We start from the raw sequence: 17,157 nt of genomic DNA, 5'->3' as shown, positions 1-17,157 counted from the left end.
AACAACACTAGTGGAGTTATTTTAAATAATCTCTACTACTACTAATCCATCAAAAAGATATACCTTTTTCAAATATTAAATGAAAGAACATTAGTTTGGTACTATAAATATTCTCTTTAAACGAAAAACTTGTTTGTAGTATTTAATCTTGTTTGCTTTTTAAATGGTTTTGAAAAAAATACGTAGTTTTGCGACACTTTTTAATTTTAGAAACATGGACACCGCAGCAGAAACCGAATTTAATCCAAACAACGATACTCTTTTAACTACTATAAAAGCTTTTCAAAACAATCAAAATCAAGATACTTTTATGGCTGTTTTACAGGAATTACAAGGAAACAATGCTTTTCTTATTATTCCAACTCTTGAGCCTGTTGTAGGCAAAGATCGCAACGAAGCCGGATGGTCTACTCTTGAAAAAGGAACTCAATTGTCTTTTACTTCTGTTTTTGAAGTAGACGGACAAAAGGTAATGGGCGTTTTTACTTCGCAACAAAATTTAATGCTTTGGGCTAAAGAAACAAAACCTTTTGCTTCTATTCCTGCTAAAGATGTTTTGGATATTGCCATGCAAAATGGTATCGAAAGAATTGTGATTGATAGTAATTTAGATACGATGTTTGTTTTAGGAAGAAGTATAGTATCCTAATTTTAAAAAATAGTAATTCTATTATATTTTGGTTCTTGGTATAAAACAACAGAACAATACTTCTCGATATGCTGCGCACTCGAAGTGACGTAGTTTGTGTTGAATAATTGATTATACTGAAAATAATACTCCAAACTATCAGCACCACGTCAGTTCGAGTTTTTTTTATGAAATAAAATGGAATAAAAAAAGTATCGAGAACCACAAACTTGTCATGCTGTAAGCATCCCATTAGCAATGGAAGTTCTTGTATAACTTCTCGATACGCTACGCACTCGAAGTGATGTTGATTGTGTCGTCAGTTCAAGTTTTTTTTATGAAATAAAATGGAATAAAAAAAGTATCGAGAACTCGAGAACCACAAAAAAACATATCGCAAAAAAGATAATTCACAAACATTTTAGTATTTTATACGTATTTATACGTACAAGAAATATAAAAACACGTATAAATACTTGTTGCACAATAAAAAAGAAAGTATTAGATTTGTAAAACAAACATTCAAACAAGTACGCATGAAGAGTCTGAAACCATTATTTTATCTTCTTACCTTTCTTTTATTTATGAGTTGTGAAAAAGAAGAAAACCTTACAAGAACCGAACAAGTTCTACAACAAATAACCTCACAAAAACTAACATTAAAGCAATTAGAAAATAAAAACCCTAAAGCTTTTAATAAAATTACCTCCATTAACCAATTAAAAGAAACAAAAATACAAAGCAAAGAAGTTTACAGCCCTGTTTATGACTTTTATATTGACACCTCTAGCATTCTAAACATTCAAGTTAACAATTACAATTCCTATACTTTTAAAATTTTTAGAATAAATGACGATAGTACAGTAGAAAATCTAATTCTTTCAGAAACACCAAACGGAAATTATAAAACAGGAATTATAAAATACACCCTAACAGAAGATGAAAAAAACAAAATAAGCAATCACCAATACATTGATTTAAAATCGAAAATGAGCTACACTCAAATTGATTTTAATTCCCTAAATGATTTAAACCTACACTCAAGAATAGAATGTCGTGATGAAGAACGAACTGTTTGGGTAACCTGTAGCGAGGGTGTTCACAATTCTAGCAATATTGGCACTTGGAATCAATGTACTGCGGATGTACCACCTACTATGTATATTGCTGTTTCAACCGTTTGTGAAAGCACAGGTGGAAACGGAGGAAACACAGGAACAGGCAATATAGACACAAGCGGAAGCGGAGGAAGCAACACAGGAGTAGACAACCAAAATACAGATACAAACCCTACAGACACAAACAACAACAATAATAACACACCCATAAACGAATTTGAAGATGTTATAACACAACCCTTATTAACAGATAAAACGCCTATTCAGTTGTTTATTAGTAACTTATCTTCAGAACAACTTTCTTGGTGGAACAATGCTAGCAACAATGAAGAAGTACTAAAAATAAGTAATTATCTAGAGGAAAATGGCTACAACCAAGGAGATAGAGACTTTGCAAAGGAAATAATTGACCAAAATGTTAAAACTGGCTTAAAATTTGACATAGAACTATCTAAAAAATCACCCGCTTATATTGATTTTTCTGAAATTGACAAGACGACTCCACAAGGAGAAAAACTAGATTGTATTTATAATAAACTAACTAATTCACCAGAATTTAAACGTTTATTTGAAGGTACTTTTGGAGGAGAACAACAAAAAATTAATGTTAAATTTCGAATGCAACCCAATTTATTAAGTTCAAATAACTTACCTTCAGATGGAAATTGTTCCCCTATTGAAGTTCTAAATGGAAATTATTACACCGTTATTACAATAAATAGCGATATACTTGCAGGCAATTTAGAAAAAGCAAATATTCTAATTGCTAAAACTATTATTCATGAATATTTACACGCTTATTTAAATCTTAAATATTTAGATATAAACCACGGCACATCTTTAAGTTTTTTATCTAATTTACAATTAGAAGAGTTGATGTTCTATTATTTTACACCTGCTACAGAACATGATTTTATGTTTAACCAAATGATTCCAGTATTCCAGAATATTTTATCTGAAATTGTTAACAATTTACTATCACCGAGTGATATTGCGGATTTTAATATTACACCAATAACAGATGCAAATGGAATAGTTATTGAAAACTTTAATTTTATGAATTTTTATAAGTATCTTGCTTATGAAGGATTACATAACTCTCAAAGTTATCAAGATAGTATAGCAAATAATCCAATCGAGCTAAGAAAACATTTAGAATACAATAGAAATGGAAGAAATACATCAAAAGATTGCCAGTAAAATAAAAAAAATAGTTGTTTTTTTATTTATTTTATCATTCAAAAGTAGTTTATTTTCTCAATCTTTTGAGTCAATAAAGCGTTCAGACACTATATACATTTATTTTGACAAAGACAAAAAAAATTCAAGTAGAGAAAAAGCTATAACTACTGAAAAATCTGAATTCTATGAGAATTATTTGACTTATAAATTTGACCCTGACCCAACTAATACAATACTTTTCATAAGTAATAAGTATAAAAATCGGGATAACATAAAGAAAGGGATCAAAAACGATGAAAGAATTGAAAGAAAATCGTTTTTAAAGAAAAACAAAAATATTATTTTAGATATTGATTTTTTTACTAAAAATGGCTTTTTAGAAACTTATTTAGTTATTTATAAAAAGATTATTTATTTAATAGATAAAGAAGAAATAAAAGGGAGGAAAATAAAAGTGAAACAAGTTGAAATGATGAATTTTACCTACAATGAAATGTGAATTTAAAGGTTAGTTCTATAACTAGTCTTTTTTGTTAATAGCTTTTTATCTAATTTACAATTAGAAGAGTTGATGTTCTATTATTTTACACCTGCTATAGAACATGATTTTATGTTTAACCAAATGATTCCAGTATTCCAGAATATTTTATCTGAAATTATTACCGATTTATTATCTGCTCAAGATATAGTAGACACTAATAATTATCCAATAACTGATACAAATGGAATAGTTATAGAAAATTTTAATTTTATGAATTTTTATAAGTATCTTGCTTATGAAGGATTACATAACTCTCAAAGCTACATGAATAACATAAATAATAACCCAATTGAATTAAGAAAACATATTAAATACAACGACTATGCGAAAGATTCATCACAAGATTGCCAATAAAACAAAAATAATTTTAATACTTTTCATAATTTTATTTTTTAAAGGAGCTATATATTCACAATCTTTAGATGAAATAAAAAAAACAGATACTATATATATATATATTGATAGAAATAAAAAATATTCAATTAGAGAAGAAACTTTTGGTAATGAAAAATCTGAATTCTATAAGAATTATATTATGTACAGATTTAATCCTGACCCTATGAATATAATAAGTTTTTCAAGTAATACCTATAAAAATAGAGATAACATAAAAAAAGGTATTAAAAATGATGAAAGAATTGAAAAGAAATCATTTTTAAAGAAAAATAAAGACATCATTTTAGATTATGCTTTTTTTGAAAAGAATGGTTTTAAAGAAATTTTTTTTGAAATTTATAAAAAAACGGTCTATTTAATAGATAAAGAGGAAATAAAAGGTAGAAAAATAAAAGTCAAACAAGTAGATATAGCATGCTATACTTGTTTTGAAGAATAATTTTAAAAGATTAGTTTTATAATTAGTTTTCTTGTTAATAGTTTTTTATCTAATTTACAATTAGAAGAGTTGATGTTCTATTATTTTACACCTGCTACAGAACATGATTTTATGTTTAACCAAATGATTCCGGTATTCCAGAATATTTTATTTGAAATTATTGCCGATTTACTATCTGCTCAAAATATTAGTTATTTAAATAATCAACAGGTAACAGATGCAAATGGTACTATTATAGAAAATTTTAATTTTATGAATTTTTATAAGTATCTTGCTTATGAAGGATTACATAACTCTCAAAGTTATCAAGATAATATAGCAAATAATCTAATTGAATTAACAAAATATAACACATATAGAACTAATGCAATTAATACATTACAAAATTGTCAATAAATTAATATTACTAATGTTAATTTTATTTTCTAATAAATGCATTTCCCAATCATTTAGTGAATTAAAGAAAACTGATACCGTATATATTTATTTCAAAAATGATTCAGAATTTGAAAAAAGATATAAAAGCATCGGTGGAGAATCAAAGTTTTATGAGAATCATTTATTTTATTCTTTTGTACTTGATTCTGTTAGTACAATAATTTTTACTTATAATGATTATATGAATTCTGATGATTATGAAAAAGGAATAAAAACTGATTTTAAAATATTTAAAAAATCATTTTTGAGAAGAAATAAAGATATCATTTTAGATATTGATTTTTTTCTTAAAAATGGATTTAAAGAAACCTATATGAATGCCTTACATGGTAAAATTATCTATTTAATTGATTCATCTGAAATTAAAAACAGAAAAATAAAAATCAAGCAAGTTAAAGTCATAAGTAATTATCTCGAATTATAGAAAATATTTTTTTAAAGGCTAGTTTTATAACTAGTCTTTTTTGTTAATAGCTTTTTATCTAATTTCAGTATTTCAACGAACTATTTTACCTTGACTACGTATAAATACGTACAAAAAAGCATAAAAAATACGTATTTATACGTATTGCAAGACAAAATAGAATAGTTTAGGTTTGTAAGGAATAAATAAAATAAATAGGCTTTATCATACTTGTCTACCTAAAAAAGGATGGTTTTGTGTGATTTTGTCATACATATAAACAATATTTTATGAAACAAATATGCTCTGGATGTCAGAAGGAACTTGGATTTTTAAATACTCCAAATTTTGGAGGAGGTAAATTATTAGACGGTGGAAGAGTTTGTAGAAATTGTTTTAAAGTAATGACAAAACATGATATTAGTTTTAGCTTAAAATCTAAAATTAAATATTCAAGCCAAAATGTTTATAACATTATAAATAAAACCAAAATTGAGATTCAAAATGTAGTAGACAGACCTTTACCTAATAAATTAAAAGTTGAAACAGTTTTACCTTTTGAAGATTCTTTTGAAAATTATGAAAAAGCAGAAGAAAATGAAATTATCAATTTAAATGCATTAGTTATTATTGGATATATTGATTTAAAAAAGAATTTCAGTAAAAGGAGAATTACTATAAAAAAGATTATTAAAAACAGCAATGATTTTTTAATAAATTCATTTTGTCATGAACGGAACTCAATTAGAAGTTTCAAATTATCGAGAATTACAGAATTAGTTGATCTTGAAACTGGAGAAATTTTTGAAAATCCTATAAAATTTATTCAAGATAGAATTAATGAAACCCCTGTAGGTAGCATTGTGAAATTCTTTCAAGAATATATACATGAAATAAATTTAATGGTATATATGGGGAGGGTAGATGGCTATTTACATGAAAATGAAAGAATTAAAATTTGTAATTTCCTAATTTTAAAATCCAATAACACTTTGGATTTAGATATATTAGATAGTGAAATTAGAAGAATGAACTCTGATAGTAGCCAGTTCAGAGAATCTTTAAATGAAGTTTCTAAAATGGAGAATAAAAAAGTAGAGGTTTTTTCAATATTAAAAGAAATTGCATATTCTGATAACAATTTAGATTCTATGGAAGAAGGTATTTTGAACCTTGTTAAAAAAGAATTTCAAATATAGTCTGTATATAGTAACTCAGCCCCTCAAAATCCCCGCCTTTAAACCACAAACAAAGTAAATCCAGCATAGAAATTACGATTTAGTTTTTTTCGTGTTGAATACATTACTTGTTGTTCTTTAAATTAACCAATTTTAAACATTGCTCATTGACTTCTGGTAATACCCTATAACATTACCATTTCTTCTTGAGAAAATAAAATCAGTACTTTAAATATTTTACGCTTCTTCACAATCCACTATATAAATTAAATGCTACTAAATTATATACAATCAAAAACTGTGACAAAATAATTAACTTAAAATTATTTTGTCACAAATTTGTGACAATTCGTATTCGAAGAAAAAAAATTGTCACAGTTTTGTGACAAAACAAAAAAATGAAAAAAAAATTGTCACAACTTTTTCTAAAAATAAAATTATCTGCCAACAACCGTTTCGTTGCAATTGTGAAGTTTTATTTGTGTTTTAGAGTTTCATTTCGTTTGTTTGCCTCACTAGAGTCTTTGAAAATTCCATGAGGAGTTTTGTACTTGTTCTCTTTTGTTTTAAATTTACGCAAGAGCCACAAGAATATAACGGTACTAAAAAGTAAAATAACATGGCAATAAATTATTCATTTGGTCTTCCTCTAAAACATAACTTTGCAGAATTCATTTATTACACGGGATTATTCCTTCCACATGAAATAAATAAAATACTCAATTTTTGGGAAGAAGACAAAACCATAAAAGCAACACTTTCTGGAGACGATACCTATAATGACGAATTGCGAAAGAGTTCCGTTATGTTTATAGAAAATACACCCGAAAACGATTGGATTTATAACCGATTAGCAAGTTTAGCAATTAACTGCAATAACGAAAGATACTGGTTTGATTTGTTAGGCTTCCATCAGGAACTACAACTAACAAGATATTCTGAAGGCGATTTTTTTGATTGGCATTTAGATTTTGGTGCAGGAGAAATTTCCGCACGAAAATTAAGCATGACCATTCAGTTATCCGATGAAGACAGCTATGAAGGAGGCGATTTACAGTTTATGATAAACAATAAAATAAAAAATGCACCCCGAAAAAAAGGAACCATAGTCATTTTTCCTTCCTTCATCATGCATCGCGTTACACCCATTACAAAAGGCACACGACAATCTATTGTGGGTTGGGTTTCTGGACCACCTTATAGGTAAACATATATTTTAAATGCTTAAAAAATCTATTCAAAAACCTTACTAAAATGAAGAAGATGAAATCACTTGTAGCAACAATCCTGCTTTTATTGTTTGGGATAAACAGTTTTTCCCAAAACACAGAATTTAGCAAATCGAATAATGGACTCATCTATTCAGATAACACTGTAAAACAATTAAAGTTTATTGTAGATTCGTTAAACTTAAAATTTAAAGTTTGCGAATTCGATAAAATCTATTTATCAAAACCACAAGCAAAGGCTCATTATGTATCATTAGAAGATACGCTAGTAAAAGAAGCAAAAAAAGATATAGAAGCAAATATTTCATTTGATGATTTTATAAAAAAATATATTCAAACTGAAGTAGATAAAGACTTAGTTATTATAAAGTTTAAATATAAAAACTATAAGAAAAAAGAAGTTGTAGAATTAAGTAGTTTAGAGTTCAATGATAATCATGGTTATGAATTTAATTTTTATGAAAATTTAGAAATATATGATGAATCATTAAAAGGGAAATGGGTTTTTAGATATCATGAAAAAAGCGAATATTCTAAAGAATCTATTGATGCATTTTATTTTACGGAAGATTTTACACAACAACCCATACCAGAGCGTTATGCCAGAATGATTCAATATTCAGATTGTATGGTCGATACTACTGCACATGTTTTTTATGAAAAAGCAGAAAAAGGAGGTGTTAGATTCTCAAACAAAGAGCCTTTGAAATCTAAAAATTTTATTGATTACATTAATAAAGCAACAAACAGACCAGAATACAATACTGAATTCAATGAAGAAAGTTATCAAATTTTTTCGGAGAAGTACAAATTATGGGATTCTTTACGTCTTAAGAGAGTAGATAGTTTAAGAGTAATTGATGAAAAATTTGATGTTCTTCTTGGAAAAGCAGTGCAAGAAGTGCTAAAAAAAGGAGGCTCTAATGATGAATTAGAAGAATATGTAGCACTTTATTATTCACCAAAAACAGCACTCGAATTAAAAAGGAATAGAATTGTAATTGGAGGTTGTAGTCAAGATAATAGTCCAAGAATACACGCTGTAAATATTGCTAAATTAGCGGCTGAAACCATAAATTGGGAAATATTCCTTCGATCCCATTTAGACATCATGAACGATAGATTTGACAGAGTAAGTGATGGAAGTTATGCATGGGGAAGAAGGAAAACCTATATAAAAGAGCTAGAAGTCTTAGATATTAATGTTTTAGACTTGCTATTAGGAATAAGTTTACGAGTTGAAAACCCAAGTAAAAATCATTATTATGGAAGTATAGGTAGAATAGGCAGAGCTTTATCTGAAACAGAAAAAGCAAATGAAATAGAAACAAAAATGTTAGAAATGATAGTTGATAATCAACTTGATGATTACAATAGGATTTTAATGTATTATTTGTTTTTAAACTATAACCACAATTTAGAAAACGAAGAAAAACAAACAGTCAATAAAAAGAAATTAATAGAAGCAGTAAATAAATTACCAGAATACCTCGTAACCAAGATAGTTGAAGAATAAAAAATACTGTTAAGGAAGCTTCATTTATATCTAGTAGATAAATTTAAAAATATGAAAGAAATAGACTTTAGTTCAATAAATCAAACAATTAATTGGTGGGAAAAGCATAGACTTCGTTTTAATATAATTTTAGGCGCTTTAGGCATTTTTTCTCTATTGATTATTTTTCCATCCTGTTTTGGTTTAGTAGATTGTATTGGAATTTTCTTTTGGGGCTTCATGGCAAATGTTCTTTATTCTCTAGGAATATTACTTGAAATAATTAACGTATATTATTTAAAATCAAAGTTTAATTTCTTTCAATACAGACATTTTTTTATCATTATTGGAACAGTTACCTATAGTTTTGTAACCTTTTTTTATCCTTTTATATACTACATGCATCCCCTTTAATTTTCCTTTCTCTATCTTAGTTGATACGTTAATATACTCTTAAATCCTTTTCTATCCATTCAGATAGAAGTAAATTTGTATATACAAATAAAAAAGATAATGGAAAATACATTAAAAGTACAAATTTGGTCCGACGTAATGTGTCCGTTTTGTTATATAGGAAAAAGAAGAATAGAAGGAGCATTAGCCAATTTTAAACACAAAGACAATGTAGAAATAGAATGGAAAAGTTTCCAATTAGATGCAAGCTTTAAAGCTTCGCCTGATGATAACATTGTAGATCATTTAGCAGTAAAATATGGTAAAAACAAGGCTTGGGCACAAGAAATGGTCGATAATATGACCCAAAATGCTAAAAATTCTGGATTGGATTTTCATTTTGAAAAAGCTATTTTAGCCAATTCACATAATGCACATCGCTTATTACATTTAGCAAAAGCACATAAATTAGGAAACGAACTAAAAGAACAATTGCTAAAAGCTTATTTGACAGATGGTAAAAATGTTGATGATTTAGAAACCTTAAGTACATTAGGACAACAAGTAGGCTTAGAAAAAGAAACTGTTGAAGAAGTTTTACATTCCGATGCTTATTCTGATGAGGTTAAAAACGATATAGCTATGGCACAACAAATAGGAGTACAAGGTGTTCCGTTTTTTGTATTTGATAATAAATATGCCATTTCAGGAGCGCAACCAGAAGAAGCATTTTTACAAACATTAGAAACAACTTGGAAAGAAGGAAATTTTACTTCTAAAGTAACTTTAGTTAATACAACAGAAGGAGATAGTTGCGGAATTGAAGGTTGTAATTAAGTTTTTACTACCATAATTGTTAATTCAATAAAAAATCCAAATTCCATTATTTAAAAGGAATTTGGATTTTTTATTTAACCTTGTTTAAAATTGACAAGCAGGATGTGAAGGTAATACACACATGTAATTGCAACAAACATGATTAGGAACTCCACAATCAAAAGAATATTTAGATTCACATTCTCCATAAGAAGAAGCTCCTTTAATAGCCTTTTGTTCCGATTTTGTTAAAACTTTTCCAAACTTTAAAATTTGATTTTTCATGATTTAAAATATTAAAATTAATGTTATAGTGAATTTTTATAGACATTCACTTTTCATGTCTGTTTGTTTATGTTGTAATTTGTAAGTACATTTTGAATTATCTAAAAATAGAGATTATTTTATTTAAAATCAATATGTTATTTGAATTATATAAAAAAATCCAAATTCTAAAAAGGATAGAATTTGGATTTTTTTATGATAATTAATTTAAATTGAGAATAAATCTTATTCTTCCTCTTTTTGTCCCATCATCATTAGATAAGCTTTTAAGAATTTATCGATATCTCCATTCATAACTGCATCCACATCGCTAGTTTCTGCACCTGTGCGAACATCTTTGACTAGTTTATAAGGCTGCATCACATAATTACGAATTTGAGAACCCCATTCAATTTTCATTTTACTCGCTTCAATATCGGCTCTTTGCGCTAATTGCTTTTTTAATTCAATTTCATACAACTGGGATTTCAGCATTTGCATTGCACGATTTCTATTATCATGTTGCGAACGGGTTTCCGAACATTGAATTTGAATACCTGTAGGTTTATGAACCAATTGTACTTTGGTCTCCACTTTATTTACATTTTGACCACCAGCACCGCTAGAACGAGCAGTAGTAATCTCAATATCAGCAGGATTAATCTCAATTTCAATCGTATCATCCACTAAAGGATATACATAAACCGAAGCAAAAGAAGTATGACGCTTAGCATTGCTATCAAAAGGAGAAATACGTACTAATCGATGTACACCATTTTCACCTTTTAAATAACCAAAAGCAAAATCACCTTCAAATTCAAGCGTTACGGTTTTAATTCCGGCAACATCTCCTTCTTGAAAATTCAATTCTTTAATTTTGTAGCCTTGTTTTTCACCCCACATTAAATACATTCGCATTAACATGGAAGCCCAGTCACAACTTTCTGTTCCACCAGCACCAGCAGTAATCTGTAATACTGCACTCATACTGTCACCTTCGTCAGAAAGCATGTTTCTAAACTCTATATCTTCAATATGAGCAATGGTTTTAGTATACAATTCATCTACTTCTTCTTCTGAAACATCTCCATCTTTTAGGAAATCTAACATAATTTGAAGCTCTTCTGCCATTTCAAGTCCTTTATTGTAATCTTCTACCCATTTCTTTTTAGAACGGATATCGCGAACAATAATTTGAGCTTCTCTAGCATTGTCCCAAAAACCAGGAGCAAACGTTTTTTCTTCTTCGTTTGTTATTTCGATAGTTTTTCTATCGATGTCAAAGATACCTCCTTAACGCACCAAGGCGATCAATAATATCTTTTACTTGTTCTGTATTAAGCATAAATATTGTAGTTTTACAACACAAAAATAGAACATTCCTTTTGATTTTATGGAAATAAATTTAATTAGTGATACTGTAACAAAACCAACGCCCGCTATGCTTGATGTAATGTTTAAAGCAGAAGTAGGAGACGATGTGTTTAAACAAGATCCAACAGTCAATGAATTAGAACGTTACACTGCTGAAATGTTTGGCAAAGAAGCCGCTTTATTTTTTCCAAGTGGTACAATGGCAAATCAAACAGCTATAAAATTACATACACAACCAGGCGATGAGGTAATTTGTGATAAATGGTCACATATTTTTTTATATGAAGGAGGAGGAGTAGCTGCAAATAGTGGTGTTTCTTGTCATTTAGTAGATGGCGATAGAGGAAAAATAACAGCAGAACAAGTTAAAAACGTAATTAATGATCCAGAATTTTATCATGCACCAACTACTCGTTTAGTAAGCTTAGAAAATACAACCAATAAAGGGGGAGGAGCTTGTTATGAATTTCAAGAATTGCAAAAAATTAAACAAGTTTGTATTGAACATAATCTAAAGTATCATTTAGATGGAGCCCGTTTATGGAATGCATTAGTTGCAAAGCAACAACAACCAAAAGATTTTGGTAGTCTATTTGATACTATTTCGGTATGTTTATCTAAAGGACTAGGAGCTCCAGTAGGATCTGTTTTAGTGGGGAATGCAATCGATATTAAAAAAGCAATTCGTATTCGTAAATTATTTGGAGGAAACATGAGACAATCAGGATATTTAGCAGCAGCAGGACTATATGCTTTGCAAAATAATATAGAAAGATTAGCTCAAGATCATCAAAGAGCAAAAGAATTAGGTAAAGTTTTAGCTTCTAAATCATGGATTGCATCGGTAGAACCAGTAGAAACTAATATTGTTATTTTTACATTACATGCTACAGTTGATGAAAAGCAGTTTATTGAAAAATTAAAACAAAAAAGCATTTTGATTTCTTCAATGGGACAAGGAAAACTTAGAATGGTAACACATATGGATTATAGAAGTGTTATGCATGATTACGTTTTAGATGTTTTGAATAGAATGCAATCTTAAAACATTTTAGGAAACGACATATTTAAAAAAGAGAGGCTACAATTTTTGTAGCCTCTCTTTTTTATTTTTTTACTAAAGATTTAAAAACAAAATATAAACCTATTATTACAAAAGGAATACTTAACCATTGCCCAGTTGAGAAAACACCAAGAGCATTTTCAAATCCACCCTGACTTTCTTTTACATATTCAACTAAGAATCGTACAGTCCAAAGAAGCACTAAGAAAGTTCCAAATAATAGTCCTTGCTTGTTTCTAGCATCTGTTTTCCAATACATATAAAATAAGATAGCAAATACAAAAACATAACCAAAAGCTTCGTATAATTGTGCAGGATGTTTAGGAACAACATCGGCTAATACTTGTGAAAACTGAGGATTTGTTTCAATAGCTTTGTAAGCATCTTTAGCATTTCCAATACCTGTTTTTTCGAAAGCCTCTCTAGGAGAATACCAATCTTTAATAAATTTAATTCCAAATGATGAAGAAGTTTGAGTTCCAACAATTTCGGAATTCATAAAATTACCTAAACGAACAAATATGGCACCACTTGCAACTGGAATAACAACTCTATCTAAAACCCAAAGAATTGGTTTTTGTACTACTTTTTTACTATAGAAATACATGACTAAAATAATAGCAATTGCAGCACCATGACTAGCTAGACCCGCAAAACCAGTAAATTCCCATCCGCTTGCAGTTTCTTTTATAGGAAGAAGAATTTCTAATTTATGATCTTTAAAATAATCCCAATCGTAAAAGAAAACATGACCTAAACGCGCACCTACAAGTGTTGCAATTACAGTATATACAAAAAGATTGTCTAGTTTTTCCATTGATAAACCTTCTCTTTTGTATATGTTTTTCATGATATACCATCCTAATCCAAAGGCAACAACAAACATTAAACTATAATAGCGAACCATAAAAAATCCTAAATCTATTCCTTCTGATGGGTTCCAAACCATATTTAATGAGTATTGCATATTATTGATTTTAGTATTAAGGGTTAAAAATAATTATTATTATTGGTATAGATGTTAAAAAAAAATAAACTTTTAGATTAAAGTAAAAATTGGTTCAAGGTTAATGTTCTTGAATTATTACTTATAAGGTTTAACTCAATGCCCTGCTTTAAGGAACAGGATCATAACCGCTTTTTCCCCAAGGATGGCAACTTAAAATCCTTTTAATAGATAACCAACCACCTTTGAAAATTCCATGTTTTTGTAAAGCTTCAATTGTATAATGTGAACAAGTTGGTTCAAATCTACAAGTTGCAGGTGTATATGGAGAAATAGCCACTTGGTAAAACCGAACCAAGAGGATAAAAGGGAAAGCTAATGTTTTGAATATTTTTTTCAGTTTTGTGTTTTTTACTTATAAATTGTATTAATTAACACTGAATCCAGTTCCTTCTTTGCCATCTTTTAACTGTATTCCTAGTGCTAATAATTTGTCTCGAATTTCATCTGACAAAGCCCAATTTTTATTTGCTCTAGCTTCATTTCTCATTTCAATTAGCATATTTACGACACCATCAAGTTTTGAATTAAGGTTAGAAGTATTAGAATCGTAATTTTCTTCTATTTTAATCCCTAAAACATCAGTTAAAAAGGTATAAATAGTATTGGTTAGTAAATCAATATCAGATTGTGTTAATGATTCTTTTTTATCGTGAACTAAATTAATAAAACGGATACCTTCAAATAGCTGTGCTAATAATATAGGAGTGTTAAAATCATCGTTCATTGCATCATAGCAACTCTCTCTCCATTTTGTAATGTCTAATGAAGAAGTATCACTTGATTCTAATGATTTAGCTATTTTTAGTCCTTCAACAAAACGATTAAATCCTTTTTCACTTGCTACCATTGCGGCATTAGAAATATCTAATACACTTCTATAATGTGCTTGTAAAAATGAAAAACGAACAACACTAGGGCTGAATGCTTTCTCAAAAAAATTATTCTTACCTTCTATTAATTCCATTGGTAAAATATAATTACCTGTAGACTTGCTCATTCGCAAACCATTCATAGTAAGCATATTTGTATGCATCCAATAATTAACAGGAGATTCTCCGTTGCATGCTTTTCCTTGTGCGACTTCACATTCATGATGAGGAAATTTTAAATCCATTCCACCTCCGTGTATATCAAATTTTTCGCCTAGATATTTTGTACTCATTGCTGTACATTCTAAATGCCAACCAGGGAATCCTTCTCCCCAAGGAGAGTTCCATCTCATGATATGTGCAGGAGAAGCATTTTTCCACAACGCAAAATCTTGTGGGTTTTTCTTTTCACTTTGTCCGTCTAAATCACGTGTATTTGAAAATAGCTCTTCTATATTACGATTGCTTAATTCTCCATAATTTAAACCTCTTTTATTGTATTCTAAAACGTCAAAATAAACAGAACCTTTACTTTCATAAGCAAAACCAGTATTAACTAATTTTTCAATTAATTCAATCTGTTCTATGATATGTCCTGTTGCAGTAGGTTCTATATTTGGAGGAAGAAAATTGAAAAGATTTAAAACATTATGGAAATCTACAGTATATTTCTGAACCACTTCCATAGGTTCTAACTTTTCAAGTCGCGATTGTTTTACAAAACGATCATTATCAACATTGCCATCATCAGTTAAGTGTCCTGCGTCTGTTATGTTTCTTACATATCGAACTTGATAACCAATATGCTTAAGGTATCTGTAGATAACATCAAAACTCATAAAAGTTCTCACATTACCAAGATGTACATTACTATAAACTGTAGGCCCACAAACGTACATTCCTATATGTCCTTCATGGATAGGTTTGAAAGTTTCTTTTTCACCAGTAGAGGTGTTGTAAATTTTTAGGCTTTGGTTTTTATATAATTGCATATTGTTTATTGTTTGTTCTGAAATTTTACACGTTTTTACTTTAAGTATAATTTATAAAAAAGGGAAGTTAATCGCTTTATAAGAAAATTTTAAAATTGTGTATCTAATTTAATATAATCTAAAAATTCTCTTCTTGTTTTGTCTTCTTTAAATTTTCCGCCAAATTCAGCAGTTACAGTACTACTTTCAATATCTTTAATTCCTCTAGAATTTACACATAGATGTTTTGCATCAATAACACACGCTACATCTTCTGTACCTAATACTCTTTGTAATTCTTGAACAATTTGGATAGTTAGGCGTTCTTGTACTTGAGGTCTTTTTGCAAAATAGTCAACAATTCTATTCATTTTAGAAAGTCCTACAACAGTGCCGTTTGAAATATAAGCAACGTGAGCTCTACCTACTATTGGTAATAAATGATGTTCACAAGTTGAATAAACAACAATGTTTTTTTCAACAAGCATTTCGTTGTATTTATATTTATTGTCAAATGTTGAAGAACTTGGTTTTTTATTTGGGTTTAATCCACCAAAAATTTCTTTTACAAACATTTTTGCAACTCTATTTGGTGTTCCTTTTAAACTATCATCTGTAAGATCCATACCAAGTGTTGTCAAGATGTTTTCTACATCTTTTTTTATGCTTTCGATTTTTTCATCATCAGTTAGGTTGAAAGCATCTTCTCTTAGAGGAGTTTCTGCATTTGTTGCAATGTGGTTTTCTCCTATTTCGTCTTGAAAATTATCTGTGTTAATCATTTATAATTGATATGAATTATATGTAATTTTTTTGAAGTGCAAAGATAATTAATTATGTTAAAATAAAAGGAATAATAATAATTATTAGAAAAATATTAGCGTAGAATTAATATTTTGTTAAATTTGTCACTAGCTATTATAAATTAACAATATAATTACAAATAATGAAAAAATATTTAGTTTTTATTTTTATTTTAAGTCTTTCTGCTATGGCGCAAGAGAAGATTTATTATAAAGATTATTTTAATCAAGAGATGCTTAAAGAAGTATACGCTAATCATTACGAAAGTGAATATTTAAATAATATTCATAGAAAAAAGAGTGTTAATAAACTAATTGAAAGAATACAGTTTGTACAAACTCCAAGAGAAAAGGGTGAAAAATTTGTATTATTATCTAAAGCTAAACTTTTTGATAAGTTCAATAAATCATTAAAAAGAGATTCTACTTTTGATATTAATACCTTTAATATTTTTAAATATAATTTGAAATTTTTCTCTTCAAGAACTATTGTGTATAGAATTGATAAAACAGATTGGCTAATAGTTATTAACTCACAAAATTGATTC

20 protein-coding genes are annotated in these 17,157 nt (G+C 28.4%); 14 read left to right on the top strand and 6 right to left on the bottom strand.

Features of this window, described 5'->3' with window-relative positions:
* Positions 1-214 precede the first annotated feature (214 nt).
* The 12 genes from LXD69_RS16895 to LXD69_RS16840 all read left to right on the top strand — a co-directional run bounded on the left by LXD69_RS16895 (position 215) and on the right by LXD69_RS16840 (position 10,277).
* Positions 215-649 carry an SseB family protein gene (locus LXD69_RS16895; RefSeq protein ID WP_246916232.1) on the top strand — a complete coding sequence of 145 codons (435 nt, stop codon included), beginning with the start codon at positions 215-217 and terminating at the stop codon, positions 647-649.
* Between the two features lie 515 nt (positions 650-1,164).
* On the top strand, positions 1,165-2,946 hold the full coding sequence (locus LXD69_RS16890) for a hypothetical protein (protein ID WP_246916231.1): 1,782 nt from the start codon (positions 1,165-1,167) through the stop codon (positions 2,944-2,946).
* Positions 2,915-3,427 (top strand): hypothetical protein, encoded by a 513-nt coding sequence (locus tag LXD69_RS16885; RefSeq protein WP_246916230.1) that lies wholly within the window; start codon positions 2,915-2,917, stop codon positions 3,425-3,427. Before LXD69_RS16890 ends, LXD69_RS16885 begins: the two co-directional genes overlap by 32 nt.
* A 72-nt stretch (positions 3,428-3,499) precedes the next feature.
* On the top strand, positions 3,500-3,823 hold the full coding sequence (locus LXD69_RS16880) for an ERF4 family protein (RefSeq protein ID WP_246916229.1): 324 nt from the start codon (positions 3,500-3,502) through the stop codon (positions 3,821-3,823).
* On the top strand, positions 3,792-4,304 hold the full coding sequence (locus tag LXD69_RS16875) for a hypothetical protein (RefSeq protein ID WP_246916228.1): 513 nt from the start codon (positions 3,792-3,794) through the stop codon (positions 4,302-4,304). Before LXD69_RS16880 ends, LXD69_RS16875 begins: the two co-directional genes overlap by 32 nt.
* Before the next feature lie 72 nt (positions 4,305-4,376).
* A complete protein-coding gene (locus LXD69_RS16870) occupies positions 4,377-4,700 on the top strand; it encodes a hypothetical protein (RefSeq protein WP_246916227.1) in 324 nt (107 codons plus the stop codon).
* 13 nt (positions 4,701-4,713) lie between these two features.
* Positions 4,714-5,166 (top strand): hypothetical protein, encoded by a 453-nt coding sequence (locus tag LXD69_RS16865; protein ID WP_246916226.1) that lies wholly within the window; start codon positions 4,714-4,716, stop codon positions 5,164-5,166.
* Positions 5,167-5,435: 269 nt separating this feature from the next.
* Positions 5,436-6,344 (top strand): TerB family tellurite resistance protein, encoded by a 909-nt coding sequence (locus LXD69_RS16860; RefSeq protein WP_246916225.1) that lies wholly within the window; start codon positions 5,436-5,438, stop codon positions 6,342-6,344.
* 598 nt (positions 6,345-6,942) lie between these two features.
* Positions 6,943-7,530, top strand: coding sequence for a 2OG-Fe(II) oxygenase (locus LXD69_RS16855; RefSeq protein WP_246916224.1), 588 nt, complete (start codon positions 6,943-6,945; stop codon positions 7,528-7,530).
* 47 nt (positions 7,531-7,577) lie between these two features.
* A complete protein-coding gene (locus tag LXD69_RS16850) occupies positions 7,578-9,068 on the top strand; it encodes a hypothetical protein (protein WP_246916223.1) in 1,491 nt (496 codons plus the stop codon).
* Between the two features lie 51 nt (positions 9,069-9,119).
* Entirely contained in the window at positions 9,120-9,461 is a 342-nt protein-coding gene (locus LXD69_RS16845) for a hypothetical protein (RefSeq protein WP_246916222.1), read from the top strand.
* 99 nt (positions 9,462-9,560) lie between these two features.
* Positions 9,561-10,277: a DsbA family oxidoreductase gene (locus LXD69_RS16840; protein ID WP_246916221.1), complete on the top strand. Its 717-nt coding sequence runs from the start codon at positions 9,561-9,563 to the stop codon at positions 10,275-10,277.
* Between the two features lie 84 nt (positions 10,278-10,361).
* Here the strand turns inward: LXD69_RS16840 and LXD69_RS16835 are convergent, their stop codons facing one another.
* Positions 10,362-10,541, bottom strand: coding sequence for a hypothetical protein (locus LXD69_RS16835; RefSeq protein ID WP_045966426.1), 180 nt, complete (start codon positions 10,539-10,541; stop codon positions 10,362-10,364).
* A gap of 225 nt (positions 10,542-10,766) precedes the next feature.
* A protein-coding gene (gene prfB / locus LXD69_RS16830; protein ID WP_152640664.1) for a peptide chain release factor 2 occupies positions 10,767-11,865 on the bottom strand; the annotation gives its coding sequence in 2 pieces (ribosomal slippage) (positions 10,767-11,801 and positions 11,803-11,865; 1,098 coding nt in all).
* 48 nt (positions 11,866-11,913) lie between these two features.
* Here prfB and LXD69_RS16825 point away from each other — a divergent pair.
* Entirely contained in the window at positions 11,914-12,939 is a 1,026-nt protein-coding gene (locus LXD69_RS16825) for a threonine aldolase family protein (protein ID WP_045966429.1), read from the top strand.
* Positions 12,940-13,000: 61 nt separating this feature from the next.
* Here the strand turns inward: LXD69_RS16825 and lgt are convergent, their stop codons facing one another.
* From lgt to folE, 4 genes are all read right to left on the bottom strand, one after another.
* Entirely contained in the window at positions 13,001-13,924 is a 924-nt protein-coding gene (lgt, locus tag LXD69_RS16820) for a prolipoprotein diacylglyceryl transferase (RefSeq protein WP_045966432.1), read from the bottom strand.
* Between the two features lie 148 nt (positions 13,925-14,072).
* On the bottom strand, positions 14,073-14,303 hold the full coding sequence (yidD, locus tag LXD69_RS16815; RefSeq protein ID WP_045966434.1) for a membrane protein insertion efficiency factor YidD: 231 nt from the start codon (positions 14,301-14,303) through the stop codon (positions 14,073-14,075).
* 27 nt (positions 14,304-14,330) lie between these two features.
* A complete protein-coding gene (gene cysS, locus LXD69_RS16810) occupies positions 14,331-15,827 on the bottom strand; it encodes a cysteine--tRNA ligase (RefSeq protein ID WP_246916220.1) in 1,497 nt (498 codons plus the stop codon).
* Positions 15,828-15,916: 89 nt separating this feature from the next.
* Entirely contained in the window at positions 15,917-16,588 is a 672-nt protein-coding gene (gene folE, locus LXD69_RS16805; RefSeq protein ID WP_045966438.1) for a GTP cyclohydrolase I FolE, read from the bottom strand.
* 164 nt (positions 16,589-16,752) lie between these two features.
* On the opposite strand from folE, the gene LXD69_RS16800 reads away from it, so the two are divergent.
* On the top strand, positions 16,753-17,154 hold the full coding sequence (locus tag LXD69_RS16800; protein WP_246916219.1) for a hypothetical protein: 402 nt from the start codon (positions 16,753-16,755) through the stop codon (positions 17,152-17,154).
* Positions 17,155-17,157: the final 3 nt, after the last annotated feature.

Origin of the sequence: Flavobacterium sediminilitoris (assembly GCF_023008245.1) — a bacterium.
Taxonomy (GTDB): domain Bacteria; phylum Bacteroidota; class Bacteroidia; order Flavobacteriales; family Flavobacteriaceae; genus Flavobacterium; species Flavobacterium sediminilitoris.
The sequence above is the reverse complement of the archived record's forward strand: the minus strand, read 5'-3'. Positions and strand labels throughout refer to the sequence as shown.